This window comes from Streptomyces sp. NPDC050560, assembly GCF_044457285.1.
GTDB lineage: Bacteria > Actinomycetota > Actinomycetes > Streptomycetales > Streptomycetaceae > Streptomyces.
The window spans coordinates 31,837-55,630 of the sequence record NZ_JBITGT010000016.1 but is presented as its reverse complement, the minus strand read 5'-3'; the positions used below and the strand labels follow the sequence as shown (position 1 = coordinate 55,630).

The 23,794-nt window shown below is 72.8% G+C and carries 18 protein-coding genes and 1 pseudogene; 3 read left to right on the top strand and 16 right to left on the bottom strand.

Features of this window, described 5'->3' with window-relative positions; all coding sequences use genetic code 11:
• Positions 1-297: 297 nt before the first annotated feature.
• The 4 genes from ACIBIW_RS30520 to ACIBIW_RS30505 all read right to left on the bottom strand — a co-directional run bounded on the left by ACIBIW_RS30520 (position 298) and on the right by ACIBIW_RS30505 (position 6,462).
• Complete coding sequence (locus ACIBIW_RS30520) at positions 298-3,009, bottom strand: [protein-PII] uridylyltransferase (RefSeq protein WP_399340682.1); 2,712 nt, start codon at positions 3,007-3,009, stop codon at positions 298-300.
• A 37-nt stretch (positions 3,010-3,046) separates the two neighbouring features.
• The gene (locus ACIBIW_RS30515) at positions 3,047-3,385 is read right to left on the bottom strand and encodes a P-II family nitrogen regulator (RefSeq protein WP_399340680.1); all 339 of its coding nucleotides are present in this window, start codon (positions 3,383-3,385) and stop codon (positions 3,047-3,049) included.
• A complete protein-coding gene (locus tag ACIBIW_RS30510; RefSeq protein ID WP_399340679.1) occupies positions 3,382-4,722 on the bottom strand; it encodes an ammonium transporter in 1,341 nt (446 codons plus the stop codon). The genes ACIBIW_RS30515 and ACIBIW_RS30510 overlap by 4 nt, the downstream gene beginning before the upstream one ends.
• Positions 4,723-5,067: 345 nt before the next feature.
• Positions 5,068-6,462, bottom strand: a complete 1,395-nt coding sequence (locus tag ACIBIW_RS30505; protein ID WP_399340677.1) for a hypothetical protein — start codon at positions 6,460-6,462, stop codon at positions 5,068-5,070.
• Positions 6,463-7,217: 755 nt separating this feature from the next.
• Between ACIBIW_RS30505 and ACIBIW_RS30500 the strand changes: the two genes are divergently transcribed.
• Positions 7,218-7,901, top strand: a complete 684-nt coding sequence (locus ACIBIW_RS30500) for a bifunctional DNA primase/polymerase (protein WP_399340675.1) — start codon at positions 7,218-7,220, stop codon at positions 7,899-7,901.
• A gap of 100 nt (positions 7,902-8,001) precedes the next feature.
• On the opposite strand, the gene ftsY is transcribed toward ACIBIW_RS30500, so the two are convergent.
• The 5 genes and pseudogenes from ftsY to ACIBIW_RS30475 form a co-directional block, all read right to left on the bottom strand.
• Positions 8,002-9,216, bottom strand: coding sequence for a signal recognition particle-docking protein FtsY (gene ftsY / locus ACIBIW_RS30495; RefSeq protein ID WP_399340674.1), 1,215 nt, complete (start codon positions 9,214-9,216; stop codon positions 8,002-8,004).
• Between the two features lie 482 nt (positions 9,217-9,698).
• Positions 9,699-11,032, bottom strand: a pseudogene (locus tag ACIBIW_RS30490) (sugar porter family MFS transporter).
• Between the two features lie 141 nt (positions 11,033-11,173).
• Complete coding sequence (smc, locus tag ACIBIW_RS30485; RefSeq protein ID WP_399340672.1) at positions 11,174-14,737, bottom strand: chromosome segregation protein SMC; 3,564 nt, start codon at positions 14,735-14,737, stop codon at positions 11,174-11,176.
• 307 nt (positions 14,738-15,044) lie between these two features.
• Positions 15,045-15,254: a hypothetical protein gene (locus ACIBIW_RS30480; protein WP_399340670.1), complete on the bottom strand. Its 210-nt coding sequence runs from the start codon at positions 15,252-15,254 to the stop codon at positions 15,045-15,047.
• Positions 15,255-15,651: 397 nt separating this feature from the next.
• Complete coding sequence (locus ACIBIW_RS30475; RefSeq protein ID WP_399340668.1) at positions 15,652-15,933, bottom strand: acylphosphatase; 282 nt, start codon at positions 15,931-15,933, stop codon at positions 15,652-15,654.
• 580 nt (positions 15,934-16,513) lie between these two features.
• Here ACIBIW_RS30475 and ACIBIW_RS30470 point away from each other — a divergent pair.
• Entirely contained in the window at positions 16,514-17,617 is a 1,104-nt protein-coding gene (locus ACIBIW_RS30470; RefSeq protein WP_399340870.1) for a CAP domain-containing protein, read from the top strand.
• 211 nt (positions 17,618-17,828) lie between these two features.
• Positions 17,829-18,266: a winged helix-turn-helix transcriptional regulator gene (locus ACIBIW_RS30465; protein ID WP_399340665.1), complete on the top strand. Its 438-nt coding sequence runs from the start codon at positions 17,829-17,831 to the stop codon at positions 18,264-18,266.
• Here ACIBIW_RS30465 and mutM read toward each other — a convergent pair.
• From mutM to rsmD, 7 genes are all read right to left on the bottom strand, one after another.
• Entirely contained in the window at positions 18,233-19,099 is an 867-nt protein-coding gene (mutM, locus tag ACIBIW_RS30460; RefSeq protein ID WP_399340663.1) for a bifunctional DNA-formamidopyrimidine glycosylase/DNA-(apurinic or apyrimidinic site) lyase, read from the bottom strand. The two genes, ACIBIW_RS30465 and mutM, sit on opposite strands and share 34 nt — an antisense overlap.
• 126 nt (positions 19,100-19,225) lie before the next feature.
• Complete coding sequence (gene rnc / locus ACIBIW_RS30455) at positions 19,226-20,029, bottom strand: ribonuclease III (protein WP_399340661.1); 804 nt, start codon at positions 20,027-20,029, stop codon at positions 19,226-19,228.
• Positions 20,030-20,048: 19 nt separating this feature from the next.
• Positions 20,049-20,222: a 50S ribosomal protein L32 gene (gene rpmF, locus ACIBIW_RS30450; protein WP_399340659.1), complete on the bottom strand. Its 174-nt coding sequence runs from the start codon at positions 20,220-20,222 to the stop codon at positions 20,049-20,051.
• Between the two features lie 2 nt (positions 20,223-20,224).
• Positions 20,225-20,878 (bottom strand): YceD family protein, encoded by a 654-nt coding sequence (locus ACIBIW_RS30445; protein ID WP_399340868.1) that lies wholly within the window; start codon positions 20,876-20,878, stop codon positions 20,225-20,227.
• A gap of 209 nt (positions 20,879-21,087) precedes the next feature.
• Positions 21,088-22,329 carry a cell division initiation protein gene (locus ACIBIW_RS30440; protein ID WP_399340658.1) on the bottom strand — a complete coding sequence of 414 codons (1,242 nt, stop codon included), beginning with the start codon at positions 22,327-22,329 and terminating at the stop codon, positions 21,088-21,090.
• A gap of 240 nt (positions 22,330-22,569) precedes the next feature.
• On the bottom strand, positions 22,570-23,049 hold the full coding sequence (gene coaD / locus ACIBIW_RS30435) for a pantetheine-phosphate adenylyltransferase (protein ID WP_399340866.1): 480 nt from the start codon (positions 23,047-23,049) through the stop codon (positions 22,570-22,572).
• A 26-nt stretch (positions 23,050-23,075) separates the two neighbouring features.
• Positions 23,076-23,660 carry a 16S rRNA (guanine(966)-N(2))-methyltransferase RsmD gene (gene rsmD, locus ACIBIW_RS30430; protein ID WP_399340656.1) on the bottom strand — a complete coding sequence of 195 codons (585 nt, stop codon included), beginning with the start codon at positions 23,658-23,660 and terminating at the stop codon, positions 23,076-23,078.
• Positions 23,661-23,794: the final 134 nt, after the last annotated feature.

Genomic DNA, 23,794 nt, shown 5'->3' with positions numbered 1-23,794 from the left:
CTCGCTGGTCCTCAGGGTCGGGGGCGGGATGGATCGCCCTCAAGGGTATCCGCACGCGGCGACGGGTCACCCATGCCCGCGCGAATCGGGGCACCGCGGCGGCGGTGCGCGGGGCGCGACGGGGCCACGCCGCCGCGGCCGCGGCGCTACGTGTCACGCGATACATCGTGACGCTACGTCGCGGCATGACCACGTGGCCGCATGGCTACGTCACTGCGCCACCGCTCCGCTACGTGGCTACGTCCCTGCGCTACGTCCCGGCCACACTCCCCCGCCGCCACGGCCCACGTAGCATCATCACCGCAACGTCTCCTCCAGCACCCCCGCCAGTTCCTTCGCGACGTCCTCGGGCAGCGTGCTGCCGTCGGCCGCGGTGACGTAGACGGTGTCGACGGCGTTGGCCCCGAGAGTGGAGACATGTGCGCTGCGGACGCGCACGCGCGCGTCTTCCAGGGCGCGGCCGACGCGGTGCAGCAGGCCGGGGGCGTCCTGGGCACGTACCTCGATCACGGTGGCGAGGCGGGACGCGTCGGCCGCGACGGTGACGCGGGGCGGCGGGGCGGTGAGTCCGCGGCGCCGTGGCTGCGCGGCGTCACGCTCGGCAAGGCGCGAGCCGATGTCCAGGGAGCCCTCCAGGGCGCGTACGAGATCGGCTCGTAGCCTGTCGGCCTGGGGCAGCGAGCCGTACTCAGCGGCGACGCGCCAGTCGAGGAGGAGCACGGTGCAGGGCGACGGGGCGCTGTGCGACGTGGCGACGGCGCCGTCGGCGGCCGCTACGTCCCGCGCGCGGGAGCCCCGCCGCCCCGCGACGTGCCCCGCCGCTACGTCCCCGACCCGCCCCGCTACGTCGCCGCCTTCCGCTACGTCCCCCGTCGCTACGTAGCCCCCGGCAACGCCCCCACGTACCACGGCCGCCCCCTCCGCTCCCCCGCCCTCAGCTACGTCCGCCGGGCGTGCCAGTTCCCCCGGCAGTTCGACGGCGCGCAGTTCCGCGGTGCGGACGGTGAGGCGGTGCATGGCGAGGATGCCGGCGGCGGCGGGCAGGACGCCGGGCTGGTCGGGGACGGCGATGAGGAGTTCCACGCCGAGTGGTTCCGGCTCGGCGTCGGCGCCGTCCTCGGGTGCGTCGGATTCCGGCGGGGCCTGGGTACGCAGGCGCAGGACGGGGCCCCGGGTGCGGTATGCCTCGATGGCGAGGCGTTCTTGTTCGGCGGTGGGCGCGGCGGGTTCGGGCCGTGCGGGCGGCTCGCCCGCGAGGGCGGCGGCGACGCGGCGGGTGAGGTCGGCGACGAGGGAGGCGCGCCAGGCGGACCAGGCGGCGGGTCCTGTGGCGAGGGCGTCGGCCTCGGTGAGGGCGTGGAGGAGTTCGAGGGTGTCGGTGGTGCGGACGGCGTCGGCGACGGAGCGGACGGTGGCGGGGTCGTCGAGGTCGCGGCGGGTGGCGGTGGTGACGAGCAGCAGGTGGTGGCTGACGAGGGTGGCGAGGGTGTCCGCGTCGGCGCGGTCGAAGCCGATGCGGTGGGCGACGTCGCGGGCGATGGTCGCGCCGGTCCGCGCGTGGTCGCCGGGCCAGCCCTTGCCGATGTCGTGCAGGAGGGCGGCGACGAGGAGGAGGTCGGGGCGTTTGACGCGACGGGTCATCGCGCACGCGCGTACGGCGGTCTCGACGAGGTGGCGGTCGACGGTCCAGGTGTGGACGGGGTTGCGCTGCGGGCGGCACCGTACGCGCTCCCAGTCGGGCAGGAGGCGGCTGATGAGCCCTTCCGCCTCAAGCGCCTCCCAGACGTCCGCTGCGGGCCGTCCGGCGCCGAGGAGGGTGACGAGCTGTTCGCGGGCCTCGGCGGGCCAGGGCGTGGGCAATGGGCGGCACGCGGCGGCCAGGCGGCGTACGGCGTGGGGGGACAGCGGGAGTCCTGCCTGGGCGGCTGCCGCGGCGGCGCGCAGCGGCAGGACGGGGTCGCGCTCGGGGCGCGCGGTGCGGGCGAGTACGGCCTCGCCGTCCTGTTCGACGACGCCTTCGGCGAGTGGGGTACGGCGCGGCTGGGCCCTGCCGCCGCCGAGGAGGCCGCGTAGGGGGCCGCGTGCGGAGCGGGCGCGCAGGACGCGGCGTACCTCGCGCCAGGTGACGTCGCCGGCGTAGGAGAGGGTGCGGGCGGCCTCGTAGACCTGGCGGAGCAGGGCGTCGGCGTCGAGGAGGCCGAGCGCGGTGGCGACCTGGTCCTGGTCCTGGAGGCCGAGGCGGTCGGTGGCACGGCCGGTGGTGAGGTGGAGGGCGTCGCGGACGTCGAGGAGGCGTCGGCGGGCTTCGTCGAGGCCGTCCCGTGGGGCGTCGGCGAGCCAGGAGGCGGCTACGGCGCGCAGGGCGGTGGCGTCGCGCAGGCCGCCGCGGGCTTCCTTGAGGTCGGGTTCGAGGAGGTGGGCGAGTTCGCCGTGGCGGCGGGCGCGTTCGGCGCAGAGTTCCTGGAGTTCGGGGAGGCGTCGGGGGGCATGGTTGCGCCAGTCGGCGAGGACGGTGGTGCGCAGCCGTGCCGTGAGGTCGCGGTCGCCGGCGAGGTGGCGGGCGTCGAGGAGGCCGAGGTGGACTTTCAGGTCGCCCACGGCGGTCTTGCGGGCCTCGGCGGGGGTGCGTACGGAGTGGTCGAGGGCGAGGCCGAGGTCCCAGACGGGGTACCAGAGGCGGTCGGCGGTCTTGGCCACGTGGGACGTCGCGGCGCCGTCGTGGAGCAGCAGGAGGTCGAGGTCGCTGCGCGGGGAGAGTTCGCGGCGTCCGTAGCCGCCCACGGCGACGAGGCTGATGCCGGGGGTGTCGCCGACGGCGCCGTCGAAGAGGCGGCCGAGCCAGTCGTCGGTGAGTTCGGCGAGGGCGGTGCGGCGGGGCGGCCCGGTGGGCTCCTCCTGGTGGAGGAGGCGCAGCCGGGCCGCCGCGTAGCCGTCTTCTGCCGGGGCGTCGTGCCGGGTGGGCGCCGTGGGGCGCGGGTCACGTGGGTGGTGTTCGTTCACGCTGGTCACCCGGTCGGCTCCTGTCGTCGGCTGTGTGGTTCGCCGTTCAGAGGGCGTCGGGTCCGCGTTCGCCGGTGCGTACGCGTACCGCCGTGTCGACGGGGAGGGTCCAGACCTTCCCGTCGCCGATCTTGCCTGTTCTGGCGGCTTTGACGATGACGTCGACGAGTTGGTCGGCGTCATCGTCCTCGACGAGTACCTCGACGCGGATCTTGGGGACGAGGTCGACGGTGTACTCGGCGCCGCGGTAGACCTCGGTGTGGCCGCGCTGGCGGCCGTAGCCGCTGGCCTCGGTGACGGTGAGCCCGTTGACGCCGAACGCCTGGAGGGCTTCCTTGATCTCGTCGAGGCGGTGGGGCTTCACGACGGCGGTGATGAGTTTCATGCGTCGACCTTCCGGGGCGCGGTCTCGTGGGCGGGGGCGGGTGACGTGGGCCTGACCGTGCCGCCGCCTGCGCCGCTGAAGTCGTACGCCGTCTCGGCGTGCTGGACCTGGTCGATGCCGGAGACCTCGTCGTCCTCGGGTACGCGCATGCCCATGGCCTTGTCGATGAGGAAGGCGAGTACGGCGGACGCGGCGAGCGAGTAGGCGAGGACTCCGAAGACGCCCGCGGCCTGCTTGCCGAGTTGGTCGAGGCCGCCGCCGTAGAAGAGCCCCTTGGCGTCGGACTGTACCCCGCCGGTGGCGAAAAGGCCGATGAGGAGGGAGCCGACGACGCCGCCGACGAGGTGGACCCCGACGACGTCGAGCGAGTCGTCGTAGCCGAGGCGGTACTTGAGGCCGACGGCCATGGCGCACACCAGACCGGCGATGGCGCCGACGGCGATGGCGCCGAGGGGGCTGATGGCGCCGCCCGACGGGGTGATGGCGACGAGGCCCGCGACGGCGCCCGAGGCGGCCCCGAGGGTGGTGAAGGCGCCGTGCCTGATCTTCTCGTAGACGAGCCAGGCGAGCATGGCGGCGGCGGTGGCGACCTGGGTGTTGACGAACATGACGGCGCCGACGCCGTCGTCGTTGCCGAGCCAGGAGCCTGCGTTGAAGCCGAACCAGCCGAACCACAGGAGCCCCGCGCCGAGCATCACCAGGGGCAGGCTGTGGGGCCGCATGGGGTCTTTCTTGAAGCCGACGCGTTTGCCGATGACGAGGATGACGCCGAGGGCCGCCGCGCCCGCGTTGATGTGGACGGCGGTGCCGCCGGCGAAGTCGATGACGCCGAGGTCGTAGGCCCAGCCGCCGGCGCCCCAGACCCAGTGGGCGACGGGGAAGTACACGAGGGTGGCCCACAGGGCGATGAACAGCGCCCAGGCGGTGAATTTGACGCGGTCGGCGAGGGCGCCGCTGATGAGCGCGGGGGTGATGATCGCAAACATGAGCTGGAAGACGGCGAACACGTAGATCGGGATGGTGTAGCCGTCCCAGAGCTGGGTGAGTCCGATGCCGCTGAGGCCGACGAAGTCGCCGTTCCAGCCGAGGACGCCGCCGTGGTCGCTGCCGAAGGCGACGGAGAAGCCGTACAGCACCCACAGGATGGTGACGATGCCGAGGCTGATGAAGCTCATCATCAACATGTTGAGTGCGGACTTGACGCGGACCATGCCTCCGTAGAAGAAGGCGAGGCCGGGCGTCATGATCATCACCAGTGCGGAGCAGATGAGCATGAATCCGGTGTTTGCGGCGGACAGGGTGGGTGCGTCCGCGGCAAGCGTGGTGCCTGGGGGCATCGGCGTCTCCTCGTCGTCTGTGCGGCCCGTGCGGGCGAGGCCGGTGCGTGCGTGAAGGGGTGGGACCGTTATGCGCCAGAGGTTGGCGCAGCGCCGTTTCGGTCGATGCCGCCTGGTGTTTCCGTGGGATGACGAAGGAGGCGCGCGTGTTACGTGCTCATGAACCGCCGGGTGGCGCGGCGGCGGGCCGGTGTCGTGACGCGACCTTCCAGGGCCGCTGGGGGCGCCTGTGAGCGCTTCGCGGTCGCATACGAAGCCCGGGGTGGCCGTGGAGCGTGCCGGGCCGCCTCGTGGGCCGTGCGGGCCCCTGGTGGTACGAAGGCGCCTGGCGGGGCGGCGGCGGCGTCAGGCGCAGAGTTCGGCGACCTCGGCGAGCGCCGGTACGTCGCCGTAGTCGCGCACCGCGGCGTCGACGGTTTTGCGGATACGCGTGTTGAGGCGCTCGGAGCGCACCTTGGCGGCGATGGCGAGGGCGGTGCGCGCGGCCTCCGCGCCCTGTTCCGGTTCGTGGCACAGCAGGTGCACGGTGGCCATGCCGACGAGGTTCAGCGCGTACGACCTGGGGTGGTCCTTGTCCTTGCCGAAGAGGCTGACGGCGCTGGCGAGGGCGGGGTGCGCGAGGGTGGCGTAGGGGCGGCCACGGTCGGTGACGTAGGCGAGGTCGCGGTAGGAGTGGCCGGTCTCGCTGTCCAGCTCGGCCTGGGTGAAGAAGCGAATCCAGTCGGGGTCCCTGCGGTCCCTGGCGGCGACGTCGGCGAAGGTGTCGCGGGCCATACCGACGGCGCGCTCGCACTTGCCGGCCTGAGCCATGTTGGCGTACGCGCGTGCTTCCATCGCGTACAGCATGGCCTGGGTGCGGGGGGTGGCGCAGTCGCGGCTGCCGTACTGGGCGAGGTGGATGAGTTCGAGTGCGTCGTCGGGGCGGCCGAGGTGGATCATCTGGCGGCTCATATTGGAGAGGATGTACGAGCCCAGGGGCTTGTCCCCGGCCTCCTTGGCGGCGTGCAGCCCGAGGACGAAGTACTTCTGCGCGGTCGGCTGGAGCCCGACGTCGTAGCTCATCCAGCCGGCGAGTTCGGCGAGTTCGGCGGCGACCTGGAAGAGGCGGCGGGTGATGTCCTCCTGGTGGGGTTCCTGGAGGAGGTCGGTGACCTCGTGGAGCTGTCCGACGACGGCCTTGCGGCGCAGGCCGCCGCCGCAGCGCGCGTCCCAGTTGCGGAACATGACGGTGGTGGACCCCAGGAGGTCCACCTCGGCGCCGGAGAGGCGCGGGCCGCGGCGCACCGCGGGCTTGCCCATGGGGGCCAGCGGCGCGGCGTACGGGGTGGGTACGAGCCAGCGCTGCATGGGCTCGACGAGGGAGGGGCCGGCGGCGAGGCCGAGCGAGGTGCCGAGGAAGCCGCGGCGGGCCAGCATCAGGTCGCTGCGGGAGAACTCGTTGATGAGGGCGACCGTCTGGGGCGCCGTCCAGGGCAGGTCGACGCCCGCGGCGGACGGGGGGCGGTGGGCGACGCGCAGTCCCAGGTCCTCGACGGCGACGACGCAGCCGAAGCGCTCGGAGAACAGCTCGGAGAGGATGCCGGGGATGGGTTCCCTGGGGCTCTCGCCGTCGAGCCAGCGGCGTACGCGCGAGGTGTCGGTGGAGATGTGGTTGGCGCCCATCTGGCGCGCCTTGCGGTTGACCTGGCGGGCCAGTTCGCCCTTGGACCAGCCGGTGCGCTGGAACCATGTCTCCAGCATGCGGTTGGGGTGCTTGTCGTCCGCGTCGCCCGCGGGCGAGAGGGGCGTGTAGGTGCCTTCCGCGCGCGGGAGTGGCTGCGCGGCGGCCTCCGAGGATGCCGGGTACGCGCGCGTGGAGGCGTCGTCGGCCGGGTCGCGGGGGGCGGTGGCGGCCGTCGACGCAGTGTCCTGGGGGCTGCTCGGCGTGGCGAGGGGGGCGGGGGTGACGGACGTCGTCAGAGGGGTGTCTGTGGTGCTAGCGGAGGTGGTCGCTCCGGCAGGTCCGGACGTACCGGTCGCACCGGATTCGCCGTTGCCGCCCACTGGAACGCCCCCATCCCTGAAGCCACTTGCCGCGGTGCGCGTCAAGCCCTACCAGAATGCCGTGCCGCACACCTGTCCGTCCGGCATTCGCCACCCGTCGAACGGGAATGCGACGTGCCTCCGGCATAGTCACAACTGGCATGCCCCTCACTTTGCGTACCGACAGTAACCCTACGATCACCCATCGCGCGACCGCATCACCCAATCGCCACCATTCGCCACCCCTTCGAGGGAACCCGGCCGTTCTCCCGCGCGATTCACTTGACACCGGCAGTCGGATCGACGGCGGAAGGATGCGCACCGGGGCGCGCGGAATCCCGTCGGACAACCCCGGACGCTTCACGCTCTCCCCCGTGGCCGTCATGACCCCACGGCCCGGCGGAGAGAACTGTGGGTGACGAGTCGTTCTCGTCGAGTGACCACTGGCGGCGCGGATTTTTGTTGGAGGGGGTATGGGATTCACGATCGGCGGCATCAGGGAGCTGCGCGGCGGACCGCGGCGGCGCGGGCGGACGGCCGGGTGCATGCTGGTGGCCGAGTTCAGCGGGCTGTGGGGCTGGGACGTGGCGCCGGGGGCGCGGATGCTGGACGGGGTGTGCTCCTGTGGCAGTGCCTCCTGCCCGGAGCCGGGCGCGCATCCGCTGGACGCCGCCCCTGTGGTGCACGCGGGCGCCTCGCTGGACGAAGTGGCGGACATCTGGGAGGACTTCCCCGGCGCGGTCGCCATGCTGCCCTCGGGCGGGGCGTTCGACGTCCTTGAGGTCGGCGAGGCCGCCGGGAGACGCGCGCTCACGCGTCTGGAGCGGATGGGGCTGCCGCTGGGGCCGGTCGCGGTGACGCCCGGGGGGCGCGCGCAGTTCTTCGTCGCGCCCGGCGCGGCGGCACGGCTGCCCGATCTTCTGTACCGCACGGGGTGGGACGGCACTCGGCTGGACCTGCGCGGCCTCGGGCTCGGCGAGCACATCACGGCGCCGCCGTACGACCGCGGCGGGCGCGGGCCCGTGCGCTGGCTGCGCTCCCCCGCCGTGGCCTGCACGCTGCGACCGCCCGAGGCCCGGCTGCTGCTGGGCACGCTCGCGTACGTGGCGCACCGGATGCCGCTGGCGGCCGAGCAGACGCCCGCGGCGGCCGTGTAGGGCGCGACGCCCGCGTGAACGGGCCCGCCGCGGCGTGGTGCCGTGGCGGGCCCGTGGAGGGACATGGGGCGCCCGCGGGGGGTGCGTCCGAGCGGTCGGGTCACTCGTCGCCGATGAGGGCGTCCACGAATGCCTCCGGCTCGAAGGGGGCCAGGTCGTCGGGGCCCTCGCCGAGCCCGACCAGCTTGACCGGCACGCCCAGTTCCCGCTGGACGGCGACGACGATGCCGCCCTTGGCGGTGCCGTCCAGCTTCGTGAGCACGATGCCGGTGATGTCGACGACCTCCGCGAACACCCGCGCCTGGACGAGGCCGTTCTGCCCGGTCGTGGCGTCGAGGACCAGCAGGACCTCGTCGAGCGGCGCCTGCTTCTCCACGACGCGCTTGACCTTGCCCAGCTCGTCCATCAGGCCGGTCTTGGTGTGCAGCCGGCCCGCCGTGTCGATCAGGACGGCGTCGGCGCCCGCCTCGACGCCCTGCTTGACGGCGTCGAAGGCGACGGACGCGGGATCGCCGGCCTCCGGCCCACGCACGGTCCGCGCGCCGACCCGCTCACCCCAGGTCTGGAGCTGGTCGGCGGCGGCGGCGCGGAACGTGTCGGCGGCGCCGAGGACGACGGAGCGCCCGTCGGCGACGAGCACGCGCGCGAGCTTGCCCGTGGTGGTGGTCTTGCCGGTGCCGTTGACGCCGACGACCATCACGATGCCGGGCGTGTCGAGCCCGGACTCGGTGTGCACGGTGCGATCGAGGTCGGTGCCGACCAGGGTCAGCAGCTCCTCGCGCAGCAGGGTGCGCAACTCGGCCGGGGTACGGGTACCGAGAACCCGGACGCGCTCACGGAGCCGTTCGACGAGTTCCTGGGTGGGCGCGACGCCGACGTCGGCGGTGAGGAGGGTGTCCTCGATCTCCTCCCACGTGTCCTCGTCCAGGTGCTCGCGCGACAGCAGGGTCAGCAGGCCCTTGCCGAGGGCGTTCTGAGAGCGCGACAGGCGGGCGCGCAGGCGCACCAGGCGGCCCGCGGTGGGCTCGGGGATCTCGATCTCGGGGGCGGTGGGCGCGGGCTCCGTCACCACGGGGGCGGCGGACTCCTCCGTCGCGCCGGGCAGCCCGGCGTCGTCGACGGTGCGGCGCCCCTCGGCGCCCGGCTCCGCCGTTTCGTCGCCGACGCGCGGCTCCTTGGGCGGCGCCGTGATATCCGGCGTGGTGCTCGGGGCCTCGGGGGTCTCGCGCCGCTTTTTTCTGCGGGTGCCCGCCACGAGCCCGAGCGCGGCGATCACGACGACGGCGATGACTACTACAAGGATGACGATTTCCATAACGCCCCCAGTATCGGGTATGGCCCTGCGCCCCGGCCCGGACACCGGTCGCGGCTTGCACGGCGCCGTTCACCTGTCTGGCCGGGCGCGCCGTTCACCTGTGCGCCCGTGCCGTCGCGACGTGGGCGCACGGCACGGCGCCCACGAACGTGAGGCACGCGTGCCTCCGCACCGTAGGCGACGTGGCGGGGCGTGACGGAGCACGGAGGGGTAACGACGTGGGGGGGGAACGGGGGCGACGACGGAGCGGGACGGTGCGCCGGGGGCAGCGTCGCGCTATGTCGCGAGTGTCGACCGCTACGTCGCTACATCGCGTCGCTACGTCGCCGCATCGTACGGAGCGCGGTAAGGCGACATAACGCGACCCCGCCACGGGGCACGTAGCGGCGTGGCGCGTAGCGCCCGCGCCACGGCGCCAGGCCAAGGACCGGAGCCGCCGCCCCCGACCCGGGATGGCCGAAGCCCTCCGAGTCGCCCCAGGATCACCCCATCTCCTCCAGCGCCTTTCCCTTCGTCTCCTTGACGAACCGGAGGACGAACGGGATGGAGAGCGCGGCGAAGACCGTGTAGATCACGTAGGTGCCGGAGAGGTTCCAGTCGGAGAGTGACGGGAAGCTCGCGGTGATGGCCCAGTTGGCGATCCACTGCGCCGCGGCGGCGACGCCGAGGGCGGCGGCGCGGATCTTGTTGGGGAACATCTCGCCGAGGAAGACCCAGACGACGACGCCCCAGGACATCGCGAAGAACAGCACGAACACATGGGCCGCCACCAGTGCCACCCAGCCCTGCGCGGCGGGCAGCCGCCCGTCGACGAGGTGGAAAGTGAACGCCCAGGCTTCGAGGGCGAGGCCGACGACCATGCCGACGGAGCCGATGAGCGCGAGCGGCTTGCGGCCCACCCGGTCGACGAGGACGACGAGGACGACGGCGATGACGGTGCCGACGATGTTGATGATCGACGTCGTGAACGAGTAGAAGAACGAGTCCGACGGGTCCACGCCGACGGACTGCCACAGCGTCGACGAGCAGGAGAAGGCGACGTTGACCCCGACGAACTGCTGTAAGACGGAGAGTCCGATGCCGATCCAGACGACGGGGCGCAGCAGCGCGCGCCCGCCGAGGAGGTCCCGGAAGGTGGAGCGGTGCTCGCTGCGCATGGCCGTCTCGATGTCGGCGATGCGGGTGTCGAGGTCGCTGCCGCCGCTCTCCACTTCGGCCAGGACGTCGCGGGCACGCGCGCGGTCGCCGATGGACAGCAGGTAGCGGGGGGACTCGGGGATGGCGAGGGAGAGCAGCCCGTAGACAACGGCGGGCACGACCATGACGCCGAGCATGACCTGCCAGACCTCAAGCCCCATGAGGCTGCCGCGCTGGTCGCCGCCCGCAGCGTTGAGGAGGGCCCAGTTGACGAGTTGGGACAGGGCGACGCCGATGACGAGAGCGGCCTGCTGGAACGACGCGAGCCTGCCCCGGTAGGCGGTGGGGTGACCTCGGCGATGTAGGCGGGGCCGATGACGGACGCCATGCCGATGGCGAAGCCACCGACGACGCGCCATAGGGCGAGGTCCCAGAGGGCGAACCGCAGCGCGGAGCCAACGGCGCTGACGGTGAACAGGGCGGCCGCGATCTGCATGCAGCGGATGCGGCCAATGCGGTCGGCGAGGCGGCCCGCGGTGGCGGTGCCGATCGCGCAGCCGACGAGGGCGATGGCGATGACCTGGGCGAGGGCCGCGGAGCCGATGTCGTAGCGGTCGCGGATGGCTTCGACGGCGCCGTTGATGACGGAGCTGTCGTAGCCGAAGAGGAAGCCGCCCATGGCGGTGGCCGCGGCAATGAAGGTTATGTCTTCAATGTTTGAAGTCGATAAGACTTAAGTGTGAGATACGCAGCTCAGGGCGGGACTTTCCCCGTGGACTCTTGAAGAGTCGGAGAGCTGACGTGACGGTACGCGGCCGCTTCAGTGGAGGCGCTGGCTGATTACCTTGGAGACGCCGTCGCCCTGCATGGAAACGCCGTAGAGGGCGTCGGCGACCTCCATCGTGCGCTTCTGGTGGGTGATGACGATGAGCTGCGACGCCTCTTGCAACTCCTGCATGATGCGGATGAGGCGCTGGAGGTTGGTGTCGTCGAGGGCCGCCTCGACCTCGTCCATGACGTAGAACGGGCTCGGCCTGGCCTTGAAGATCGACACCAGCAGGGCCACGGCGGTCAGGGACCGCTCGCCGCCCGACAGCAGGGAGAGCCGCTTGACCTTCTTGCCGGGCGGGCGTGCCTCCACGTCCACGCCGGTGGTGAGCATGTTCTCGGGGTCGGTAAGGATGAGCCTGCCGTCGCCGCCGGGGAACAGCCGGGAGAACACACCCTCGAACTCGCGCGCGGTGTCGCGGTACGCCTCCGTGAACACCTGCTCCACCCGCTCGTCGACCTCCTTGACGACCTGGAGCAGGTCGGCGCGGGTCTTCTTCAGGTCCTCAAGCTGCTCGGAGAGGAACTGGTGGCGTTCTTCGAGGGCGGCGAACTCCTCAAGAGCCAGCGGGTTGACCTTGCCGAGCTGCTGGTAGGCGCGCTCCGCGGCCTTGAGGCGCTTCTCCTGTTCGCTGCGGACGAAGGGGCGTGGCAGGTTGCGGGGGTGCTCGGGGTCCTCGGGGAGTTCCTCGCCCTCCGCGGGCGGCGACGGTGGCACGGGCTGCTCTGGTCCGTACTCGGCGACGAGGCCGGCGGGCTCCACGCCCAGCTCTTCCAGCGCCTTGGCCTCCAGTTGCTCGATGCGCAGGCGCTTCTCGGCGCCCAGGACCTCGCCGCGGTGCACCGAGTCCGTCAACTTGTCGAGTTCGGCCTTCAGGTCGCGGCCCTTGTTGCGTGCAACGGTCAGCTCGCGTTCGCGTTCCGCCTTGGCCCGCTCGGCGAGGGTGCGCTCCGTGTCCGCCCGTACGACAGAGACCTCGATGTGTGCGAGGAGTTGCCGGGCTCCGTTCGCGACAGCCGCCGCGATGTCCGCCTCGTGGCGCAGCCGGGCACGGCGCCGTTCGGCACGCGCACGTGCCTCGCGTTCGGTGCGGGCGGCGCGGTCGAGGGAGTCGGCGCGGCCCGCGAGCCCCTTGACCCGTTCCTCGTGGGTACGGACCTGGAGGCGCGCCTCCATCTCGGTCTGGCGGGCGTTGGCGCCGTCGGCGGCGAGCCGGTCGCGTACGGAGGTGTCGGGTTCCTCGTCGCTGTCCGCGGCGCTCTCTTCGGCGACCGCGAGGCGTTCGGCAAGTTCCTCGGCCTCCTGGGTGGCGCGGTCGAGGGCTTCCTGGGCGCGGGCGGCCGCGGCGGTGGTGCGCTCCGCCTCCCCCGCGGCGCCCCTGGCCTGGCCGGCGAGGCGGCCGAGCTGCTGGGCGACGGAGGACTTCTGGCGGTCGGCGGCGCGGCGGCGTTCGGCGAGTTCTTCCACGAGGGCGGCGCACTCGGCCCGGCGTCGGGAGGCCGCCTCTCTCCGCTGCGTCAGCTCTTCGCAGCGTCCGGCGAGGGTGGCGAGTTCGGCGGTGGCCTCGTCGACGGACGCCTGGACCTCCAGGAGGCTGGGGGCACCCGCGGAGCCGCCGTGCGCGAAGTGGGCGCCCAGGAGGTCGCCCTCGGCGGTGACGGCGGTCTCGTCGGGGTGGGCGTAGACGTGGTCCTCGGCGTCTTCGAGGGTGCTGACGACGACGATGCCGCGCAGCAGGCGCCGTACGGCGGGCATCAGCTCGTCGGGGCCGCGTACGAGGTCGGCGGCGCGCGGCGGGGCGCCAGCGGGGCGGGGCGCCGCGGGGGCGCCGTCGGGGGCCCCGGAGAGGAGCAGCGCGGCGCGGCCCGCGTCGTGCTTGCGCAGGTGCCTGATGGCCTCGGCGGCGGAGGACGGTGTCGTGGCGGCGACGGCGTCGGCCGCGGCGCCGAAGGCCGCGGCGAGGGGGACCTCGTAGCCGGGGGTGACGGTGAGGAGTTCCGCGGCGGGTCCGAGGAGGCCGCCGGGCCCGTCCTGGGCGCCAAGGAGGGCGCCGGTGCCGTCCTTGCGGCGCAGCCCGAGGGCGAGGGCGTCGCGGCGGGCGGCGAGGGCGGCGTGTTCGCGTTCGGCGGCGGTGAGGGCGTCGCGGGCGGCGGTGGCGTCGCGTTCGGCCTCGCGGAGGGCTTCGCGGGCGGCGTCGTGCCGGGCGCCGAGTTCCTCGTCGTCGGCGTCGAGCCCGTCGACCTCGGCCTTCAGTTGCTCGTACTCCTCCTGGGCGCTGACGGCACGTTCCTGCGCCTCGTCGCGCGCGTCGGCGAGGCGGCCGATCTCGGCCTGGGCCGAGGCGGCGCGGGAGCGCGCGGCGTTGGCCTGGCCGTGGAGGCGGGCGAGCCCTTCGCGGCGGTCGGCGATGGCGCGTGCGACGTCCTTGAGGCGGCGTTCCTCCACGGAGAGGGCGCGTTCGAGTTCGGCGCGGTGGCCGACGGTGTCGTCGAGGGCGCTCTCGGCGGCTTCGAGTGCGGCGGTGAGTTCGGCTTCCTGTTCCCTGACGCGGGCGGCCTCGCGCTCCATGTCCTCGGGGTCGCGGCCGCGACGTTCCTCGGGCGGTGCGGAGGTGGCGCTCTTCACGCGCGCGTCCGCGAGGGAGACGGTGCCGCGGACGCGTTCGGCGAGTTGGGAGAGTTCGTACCAGGTCTGCTGGGCGCGCTGGAGGCGTGGGGTGAGGCCGCGTACTTCGTCCTCCAGGGCGTTCTCGCGTCCGGTGGCGGCCTTGAGTTCGGCTTCCGCGGCTTCCTTGCGCTGTTTGAGCGCGGCCTCGTCGGCGACCTCGGCCTCCAGCGCGGTGGTGAGCCGCACCAGGTCGTCGGCGAGGAGCCTGAGGCGGGCGTCGCGCAGGTCGGCCTGGATGACGGCGGCCCTGCGTGCGACGGCGGCCTGGCGGCCCAGCGGCTTGAGCTGGCGGCGCAGTTCGTCGGTGAGGTCCTGTACGCGCGCGAGGTTGGCCTGCATGGCGTCGAGCTTGCGCAGGGCCTTCTCTTTGCGTTTGCGGTGCTTGAGGACGCCTGCGGCCTCCTCGATGAAGGCGCGGCGGCCGGTGGGGTCGGCGTGCAGGACGGAGTCGAGTTGGCCCTGGCCGACGATGACGTGCATCTCGCGGCCGATGCCGGAGTCGGAGAGCAGGTCCTGGATGTCGAGGAGGCGGCAGGTGTCGCCGTTGATCTGGTATTCGCTGCCGCCGTTGCGGAACATGATCCGCGTGATGGTGACCTCGGCGTACTCGATGGGGAGTGCGCCGTCGCTGTTGTCGATGGTCAGGGACACTTCGGCGCGGCCGAGGGGCGGGCGGCCCGTCGTGCCGGCGAAGATGACGTCTTCCATCTTTCCGCCGCGCAGGGACTTGGCGCCCTGTTCGCCCATGACCCAGGAGAGCGCGTCGACGACGTTGGACTTGCCGGAGCCGTTCGGGCCTACGACGCAGGTGATGCCCGGCTCGAACCGCAGCGTCGTCGCCGACGCGAACGATTTGAAACCACGCAGGGTCAGGGCCTTGAGGTGCACGCCGCCGCACTCTACCTTCCGGCTTCCGTGCCGCTCGGTGAACTCGCGGTTTCACCCAGGAACGTGCAGGGCACATCAGACGTTGAAGGAAGGAGAATTCGCGGAGTCGGCCGTTTGCGGACGCGGCGGCGTGGCGGTCGGGGACGCGGTGTACGGATCTTGTTAGGGGCCGAGGGGGGCTTTAGGGGAGGCTCGGAGGGCAGGCAGGCCAAAAAGAAGGGACGCCGGAGCGTCCCTTGCGATGGTGGGCTGTGGCACGTAGCGCACACAGCCCGGCCATTTTAGTTCAGCATGCGAGCAGAGCGTGTCAGGTGAGCGCGGGCTCTGCCTTGGATACGTCGATGCCCTCCAGAAGCGTGTCGCCGTCGTGAGAAGCGGCAGCCGCCAGCGCGTCGTTCTCCGCCTGGATGCGTACGAGCTCGGATTCCAGGTCCTGGACGCGCTGCTGGAGCCGTCGCATCTCGGCGAGGAGTCGAGGGTCGGAGCCACCGACGTAACCGAGAAGCGCCTTTGCCATGATGGATGGTCCTCCACAATGAGTGACCGACCGTATCGGTATGGGTCGTGAGGGATTCGATTTCAGACCCCGCGTCTGCTGGGCACTTTCCTTTGTGACTGCGGTCCTCCATGCCAAACAGCTAAGGTGCGCGGGGCTTCCAGAGTCTCACCAAAAAGTTTGACGGTCAACACGATCAAGCCCGCACCGGAGGGCGGCGGGGGTGCGTGCCGCCGGTGTCGTCACGGCGTCGCCCCGGCCGCGGTACGTCTCGGGCGCGGAGATCATCCTTGGTCCGGGAGCGTGCCACGTTTGGCCGTCTCGTGGCAACCACCTGGGGGTTCTGTGCCACCCCGGCCACTTCTCGGGTGGCCTCGGGGCAAGGCGCGCGGGGGTGTGCCGGCGCCGGGCGGCGGGCTCAGCGGGTGGCGAAGCCGTCGTAGCCGCCGCGTGGTGTGTCCCATATCTCGGTGACCCCGTCGACGCGTCCGGGCGTGTCGCCGGTGCGCAGCCAGTCGAGCAGGGTCCGGCAGGCGGCGCTGTCCCCTTCCGCAACCACCTGTACACGCCCGTCGCCGAGATTGAGAGCAAAGCCACTCAGGCCGCCGATCTCCAGCGCCTTCGCCCGGGTGTACCAGCGGAAACCGACCCCCTGCACCCGGCCGCGCACCCAGGCGGTAAGTCGTACATCGTCGTTCATGTCTGAACGCTAACCGCCGTTTTCCGCTCGGAGCATCGGCGGCCGGTTCCTCATGGGGTAGCGTCCCCACCCACTGAGCTTCACTCGTTCGGGTGAAGCTTCGGATCGCTGGGACGAGGAAGGCCAGTCATTGGGACGCCACCGACGCTCCGCCGCCGGGCGCGCCGCCACGAGCCGCGCCGCCGAGACCACCGCCTCCCCCGACGCCCACGCCGGGCCCGCCTCGGGGCCCGGGGGCCGGGAGACCTGGACGGAGGGCGCCGCGCCGCCGCCCCCTGGGCCGCGCGCGTCGCTGCCGCAGCGGCCCCGCGGCCCGCAGACGCGTCCTATGGCGCCGGTGCGGCCCGAGGCGCCTGTGCGCCCCGCGTGGGCCAGCTACGTCGCGGACACGCCGCCGTACGGGGTGCCCGTGCAGCGGGGGGCGGCGTACCCGGACGGCAGCCGCGGGAACGGGTCGCGCCGCGGCTACGCGCCTGGCGGCGGGCCCGTCGCGCCGCAGGGCGCCGGCTCGCCCTGGCCGACCGTCGGCGGCCCCGGGCGCCAGGGCGCACCCGGACCCGCGACGGGGGCCACGGCGCCGATGCGGCCGCCGCCCGCACCGTACGGAGCCCCGGGGCGCCCCGCCGCGGATGCCCCGCCCACCGCGCCGTACGCCGCGCGGCCCACCGCCGCCGCCCCGTACGTCGCGGCGCCGCGCACCGGCGGCTCCCACGTCCCCCCTGCCTTCACGCCGCGCCCGCCCGCGCCCGCGCGCGTGAGCGGCGTCGGTCCGGTGGAGAGCCGCGACGTCGCCCTGTTCGACGAGGACCCGGACGACGGTGCGGGCGACGACGGCGCCACGTCGCCGCAGGAGCCACTGTCGGGCGAAAGGCGGGCGGGCGCACGTAAGCACCGCAGACGCAGCGCCGCACCGGTCAGGACGGGCCTGCTCGGCGCCTCCGCTGCGGTGGCGCTCGGTGCCATTGCCGTGACGTCGGGCATGCTGCCGGGCGGGAGCCACTACACGGTGGGCGGCGGCCCCGACACGGTGCACCCGGCGGACTCCCCGTACGGCTTCGAGACGCAGGGCGGCACGGAGGGGCCCGGGGAGACCGGGACGCCGGGCGACGGCTCGGGCACTCCCTCGTCGCCGTCCGCGAAGCACTCGTCGCCCAGCAGGTCGGCGGCGCCGAGCAAGAAGCCCACCGCCAAGAAGACCGCCCCCGCCAAGACCGCGACGCCCGAGAAGGCGCCGGTGTCGAAGCCCCCGGCCGAGAAGCCGCCCGCGGAGCCCGGGACCCCGACAGTGACGCAGTCCCAGTCGGCGGCGGCCGCCGCGGCGGCGCAGGTGCTCGGTCTGGTGAACCAGGAGCGCGGGAAGGCGGGCTGCTCTCCGGTGACGGCCGACTCCGGGCTGGCGGACCTGGCGACCGCGTTCAGCCGCGACATGGCCGCCCGCGGCTTCTTCGACCACACGGACCCGGACGGCGACGACCCCTGGGACCGCGCCAAGGCCGCCGGCATAAGCAACCTGGGCGGCGAGAACATCGCACGCGGCCAGGCCGACGCGCAGGCGGTGATGGAGTCCTGGATGAACAGCCCTGGGCACCGCGCGAACATCCTCAACTGCGACTACAAGACCCTCGGCGTCGGCGTGTACTTGGGCGAGGGCGGCCCGTGGTGGACCCAGGACTTCGGCTTCTGACCGCCGTCCCCGCCCCCTCCGACCCGCGCCGTGCGGTCGGCCGCCGGACGCCCTGACGGCCGACCGCACAACGCACGCGTGGGCGGGCGTCGGGCGTCCCGCGCGCGTGTGCGGGCGTCCCAGGCTGAGCGTCCCGCAGGTGCCGGACGATCAGCTTTCCCTGGGTTAGCGCGCTCCATGGGTGTGCGCTGTGCTGCCGTACGCTCACGATATGGACTCCATCCCGCAGCAGGGAGCGGACGCGAAGGACCCGCGCACGGGCGACGCGGACCCGGGCGTGGCGTACGACGTCTTCTCACGGAGCTGTCCCTCACGCCGCGCCCTGGAGAACGCCACGGGCCGCTGGGGTGCCCTCACGCTGGGCGCTCTGTGGGAGGGCACGTTCCGGTTCAACGAGCTGCGCCGCCGGGTGGACGGGGTCAGCGAGAAAATGCTGTCGCAGACACTGCACGCGCTGGAGCGGGACGGCCTGGTGCACCGTGAGGCGCAGCTCGTGAACCCGCCACGGGTGGACTACGGGCTGACCCCGCTCGGGCGGCAGGTGACGGAGCGGCTGATCGCCCTGATCCAGTGCCTGGAGGACAACATGGGCACGGTCCTCGCCAGCCGGGATGCCTATGACGCGCGCGTGGGGCGCGGCGGGCGCTGACAGCGGGGGCAGTGGTAGCTGGACCGGTTCATCCAGGCGCTGCGGCGCATCGGGGTGGCGCAGCGGCGGCAGGGGAGCCCTTCGCGGCCGTAGGCGTCGAGGGAGCGGTCGAAGTAGCCCGACTCGCCGTTCACGTTGACGTAGAGGCTGTCGAAGCTGGTGCCGCCCTCGCCAAGCGCCGCGGTCAGGACGTCGCGCACGTGGCCGAGGAGCGTGGCGGTGGCGGGTGCGGTGAGGGTGGCGGTGGGGCGCTCGTAGTGGAGCCGGGAGCGCCACAGGGCTTCGTCGGCGTAGATGTTGCCGATGCCGCTGATGAGGGACTGGTCGAGCAGGGCGCGTTTGACGGTGCTGCGCTTGCGGCGCAGGGCGCGGTGGAACGCGTCGTCGTCGAAGAGCGGGTCGAGGGGGTCGCGCGCGATGTGCGCGATGACGTCGGGCAGGCCGTCGGGCGTCGTGTCGTGGAGGGAGAGGCCGCCGAAGGTGCGCTGGTCGACGAAGCGCAGTTCGGTGCCCTGGGTGTCGGCGAAGCGCACGCGTACACGCAGGTGCTTCTCGTCGGGCGCCTCGGGGCCCTTGACGAGGAGCTGCCCGCTCATGCCGAGGTGGGCGAGCGCGGCGACCGCGCCGTCGTCGAGGGGCAGCCAGAGGTACTTGCCGCGCCGCACGGGGGTCTGGACGGTGCGGTCCCTGAGGCGGTGCGCGAAGTCGTCGGCGCCGCCGATGTGGCGGCGTACGGCGCGGGGGTGCAGGACCTCCGCCTCGGCGACGGTGCGGCCGGTGAGCCAGCGGGCGAGGCCGCGGCGTACGACTTCTACTTCGGGTAGTTCCGGCACGGGTCCTTCTGAGCGCTGGGCGCCCCGCGACGTCCCCGGGGGACGGTGCGGGGCGGTGCCGCCCTCGGCGGCCGCCGTACGGCCCCCGCGTGCCGTGTCGGGCGGCGGGGGCTGACGGCGGTCCGGCTATGCGGCGGTGGGGTCCGGGGGCGGGCTGAGCGGGGCGGCGGGGCCCTGTCCGTCGGCAGACGCCGCCTGGGCGGCGCGCTGGTCGGCGGCGGCGCGGATGCCGCGCCACGCGGACTCGGCGGCCTGCTGCTCCGCTTCCTTCTTGCTGCGGCCGGTGCCGGTGCCGTACGAGACGCCTCCGACGCGGGCGGCAGCAGTGAAGGTCTTCTCGTGGTCGGGTCCGGTCTCCGTGACCAGGTACTCGGGGACGCCGAGCCCTTCGGTCGCGGTCAGCTCCTGGAGGCTGGTCTTCCAGTCGAGGCCGGCGCCCAGGTTGGACGACTTCTCGATGAGGGGGTCGAACAGCCGGTGCACAAGCTCGCCCGCCGCGTCGAGGCCCTGGTCCAGGTAGACCGCGCCGATCACGGCTTCGAGGGTGTCGGCGAGGATCGATGCCTTGTCCCGGCCGCCGGTGCCTTCCTCGCCCCGGCCGAGCCGGATGAAGGCGCCGAGGTCGAGCCCGCGGCCCACCTCCGCAAGTGCGCGCGAGTTGACCACCGCGGCCCGCAGCTTGGCCAACTGGCCTTCGGGCAGGTCGGGGTGGATGCGGTACAGCGTGTCCGTGACCACGAGGCCGAGCACGGAGTCCCCGAGGAACTCCAGGCGCTCGTTGGTGGGCAGGCCGCCGTTCTCGTACGCGTAGGAGCGGTGGGTCAGCGCACGCACCAGAAGGGCGGACTCAAGCTGGTAGCCGAGCCGCCCTTCCAGCAGCGTGTGGGACGAGGCCGTATGGTCCGCCGCCTTCTTCTTGGCGTCTGTCATCGTGCCTCTCACCAGCCGCTCAGACTTCTAGGACCTGGCGCTTGTTGTAGGTGCCGCAAGCGGGGCACGCGCGGTGCTGCTGCTTGGGCTCGTGGCAGCGCTCGCACGCGACCAGGGTGGGGACCGCAGCCTTCCACTGCGACCGGCGGTGGCGCGTGTTGCTGCGCGACATCTTCCGCTTCGGAACAGCCACGGCTACTTCTCCTGCTTCTCGTCGGCGCCCGGTGCGGCGCCGCCATTCTCGTCGTTCTCGCCGTCCTGAATGGTTTCGGCGAGTCCCTTCAGTGCCGCCCAACGGATGTCGACGGCGTCGTGGTGGTGGTCGGGGTCGTCCGCCAGCCGTGCCCCGCATTCGGAGCACAGTCCTGGGCAGTCCTCCCGGCACACCGGCTGCATCGGCAGTGCGAGCAGCACCGCGTCGCGCAGTACGGGTTCGAGGGCGATCAGGCCGTCCTCGACGAAGAGCCGGTCCTCATCCTCGGCGTCGTCGACGGCGTCCACGATCTCGCGGCCCCGGTCGTCGGCGTCATGGTACGAGAACATCTCCTGGAAGTCCGCGTCGACCGCGAACTCCATGGGCTCGAGACACCTTACGCACTCCCCCTCGGCGGTGGCGTGGGCGGTGCCGGTGACGAGCACGCCCTCCATGACCGACTCGAGCCTGAGGTCGAGCACGACCGGGGCGCCGGGCGGGATTCCGATGACGTCCTTGATGCCGAGGGGGCCCCGGGGGCTGTCCTTGGCGGGGGCGTCGACGGTGCGGGACAGCCGCTGCATGGCACCGGGACGCCGCCCCAGCTCGTGTGTGTCGAACACGAGTGGGTCACGGTGGTCGAGGCGGGCGTTCAGGGCTCGTCCTGCTTTCTTCGCTCGGTGGGCTGTGGGTGCGGTCGGTGGGGAGAGGGTGACGTACGGGTCCGACGGGCATGTCCTGCTGCCCGTGGCCGTCCGGCCCCGCCGACGGGCTCGGCAGGCGCGCATGGCGCATCGCCTGACACGGCCGAATGAACAGGGTACTTGAACGCGGGCGATCAGCCCAATCCGGAGATCCGCGCGGGTCAGCGGCCCTGTTCGTACTGGCGCAACTGCTCCCTGCTGATCATGCTCGTGTCGAAGAGGCTGGTCTCGTCCAGGGCCCCGGCGCCCTGCTGGTCGCCGCGCGCGTACTGCTGCTCGCCCGCGGCGTCGTAGCCCTGCTGCTGGGGGTACGTCGCGTACGGGTCCTGCTGCTGGGGGTAGCCGTAGGCGTCCTGGCCGCCATAGGCCGGCTGCTGCCCGGTCTGGTAGCCGTACGGGTCCTGCTCCTGGTACGCGTACCCGGCGCCGTCCGTGCCGTAGGCGGCCGCCTGGTACGCCGCGTAGGGGTCCTGGGCGCCGTAGGGCTGCTGTGCGCCGTCCTGGGCGCCGTAGGGGTCCTGCGGGCCCTGGGCGGCGGCGTAGGCGGGCTGGGGGGCGCCTGGGGCGTAGGGGGGCGGCGTACCGGCGTCCTGGGGGGCGTAGGCGGGCTGCGGCTCCGCGTCGTCGGCGCCGTACGGGGCAGGGGCCTCCTGGGGCTGCCTGGGCGGGCGGGCGGTGGAGGTCTCGGCGAGGTCGGCGAGGAACTCCTCGTCGGTGGTGTGGCCGCCGGAGGGGCCGCCGTCGGCGAGTGCGGCCAGTTCGTCGCTGGCGACGCGGCCGTGGAGCTTCTGCCGGCCGCGGCCGACGGCCTCCAGGGTCTTGGCGAGGACGGCCTCGAAGGCGCCGAGCTTGACGTCGACGTAGGCGTCGGCGCGCTGGCGCAGCGTCTCGGGGTCCTGGCTGCGCTCGGGGGCGTCGGCATAGTCGGGGTCCTCGTAGCCGTCGGCGCCGATGCCGTCGCCGGTGCCGAGGAGCTTCTCGCGGCCGCGGCCGACGGAGCCGAGGGTCTTGGTGAGGACGACCTCGAAGTTGGCGAGCTTGGAGTCGACGTAGTCGTCGGCCTCGGCGCGCACCTCCTCGGCCTCGCGGCGCGCCTCGTTCAGGATGCGGTCGCTCTCGGCCTGGGACTGGCGGGCGACCTCGGTGCCGGAGACGAGGGAGCCGCGTTCCGCGCGCGCGGACTCGATGATGCGGTCCGCCTCGTGGCGGGCCTCCGCGACGACCTGTGCGCGGTCGCCGATCAGCTCCTCCGCCTGGGCGAGGGAGCCGGGCAGGGCCTCGCGTACCTCTTCGAGCATGGCCAGCAGTTCGGCGCGGTTCATCACGCACGAGGCCGACATGGGCATGGACCGGGCGCTGCCGACCGCAGCGACGATCTCGTCGAGCTTCTTCTGCACGTCCACCGTGTGTGCTCGCCACTCTCTGTGCTTCGAAGGTGCCTGGTGTCGCCTTGTGTCGCGGTCATGTCCGCCAGGTCTGCACGCGCCCGCGCGTGGGCGCGTGTGTCGCGTGGCGGCCGCGGCTCGGTCCGTCGGGTGCCACACCCCGGAGCGGCGGCCCGGGGCGGCGTACGGGGATGACTGTACGGGGCGCGGGGGCCCTCACGACACCGGGTGAGGCGGCCCGGCGGACCGGTGCCGCCGTCAGCGTTCCGCGAGGCGGCGGGTGAGGGCGTCGTGGACGGCGGGGGGCAGCAGGTGGGAGACGTCGCCGCCCCAGTTGGCGACTTCCTTGACCAGGGACGAGGAGAGGAAGCTGTAGGTGGGGTTCGTGGGGACGAAGAGGGTTTCGACTCCGGAGAGGCCGTTGTTCATCTGGGCCATCTGGAGTTCGTAGTCGAAGTCGCTGACGGCGCGCAGTCCCTTGACGATGGCGGGGATGTCGCGTTCCTTGCAGAAGTCGACGAGGAGGCCGTGGAACGCCTCGACGTGTACGTTGCCGAACTCGGTGGTGACCTGGCGGATCAGGTCGATCCGCTCCTCGACGGTGAAGAGGCCCTGTTTCGACTTGTTGATCATCACCGCGACGTACACCTCGTCGTACAGCTTCGAGGCTCTGGCGATGATGTCGAGGTGTCCGTTGGTAACGGGGTCGAAGGACCCCGGACAGACGGCGCGACGCACTTGTGGTTCCTCGCTCTCCGGTCCGGTCATGCTGCGGTGTCCCTGGGTGAGGCGGCGCGACCGTACCAAATCGTCGCTTCGCCGTAGCGGCGGGACCTGACGGCCTCGAAGCCGTCGGGCCACCGGAATTCTCCGCCCCTGGTACTGCGCTCAACGGTGACGAGGGCGTCCCCCGCGAGCCAGTGATCCGTGCGGAGTGTGAGCAGGATCTCGCGAAGATCGTCGTCGGTGACGGCGTAGGGCGGGTCGAGGAAGACGATGTCGTACGGCTGCGCGGGCGGGCCCGCGGCGACGACCTGGCGGGCCTTTCCCGCGCGTACGTCGGCTCCGGGCAGGCCGAGCGCGGCGGCGTTGGCGCGTACGGTGCGCACCGCGCGGGCGTCGGCCTCGACGAGGAGGGCGTGGGCGGCGCCCCGGGAGAGCGCTTCGAGGCCGACGGCGCCTGAGCCCGCGTAGAGGTCCGCGACGCGGACGCCGTCCATGGTGCCGAGGAGGGCCTGCCAGGTGGAGAACAGGCCCTCGCGGGCCCGGTCGGACGTGGGGCGGGTGGCGTGGCCCGGTGGGACGGCGAGGCGGCGTCCGCCGGCCGTACCGGCGATCACTCGGGTCATCGGGGGTCGGGTCCTTCGGGCCGTGGGCTGGTGTGTGCCCGGCTCCGTGGCCGCGGACGGTGCGCGGAGCGCCGCGGACGGGACGCGGAAGCACGCTCCTGTCGGTTCCACGATAGGCGCAGCGCACGGTCGGC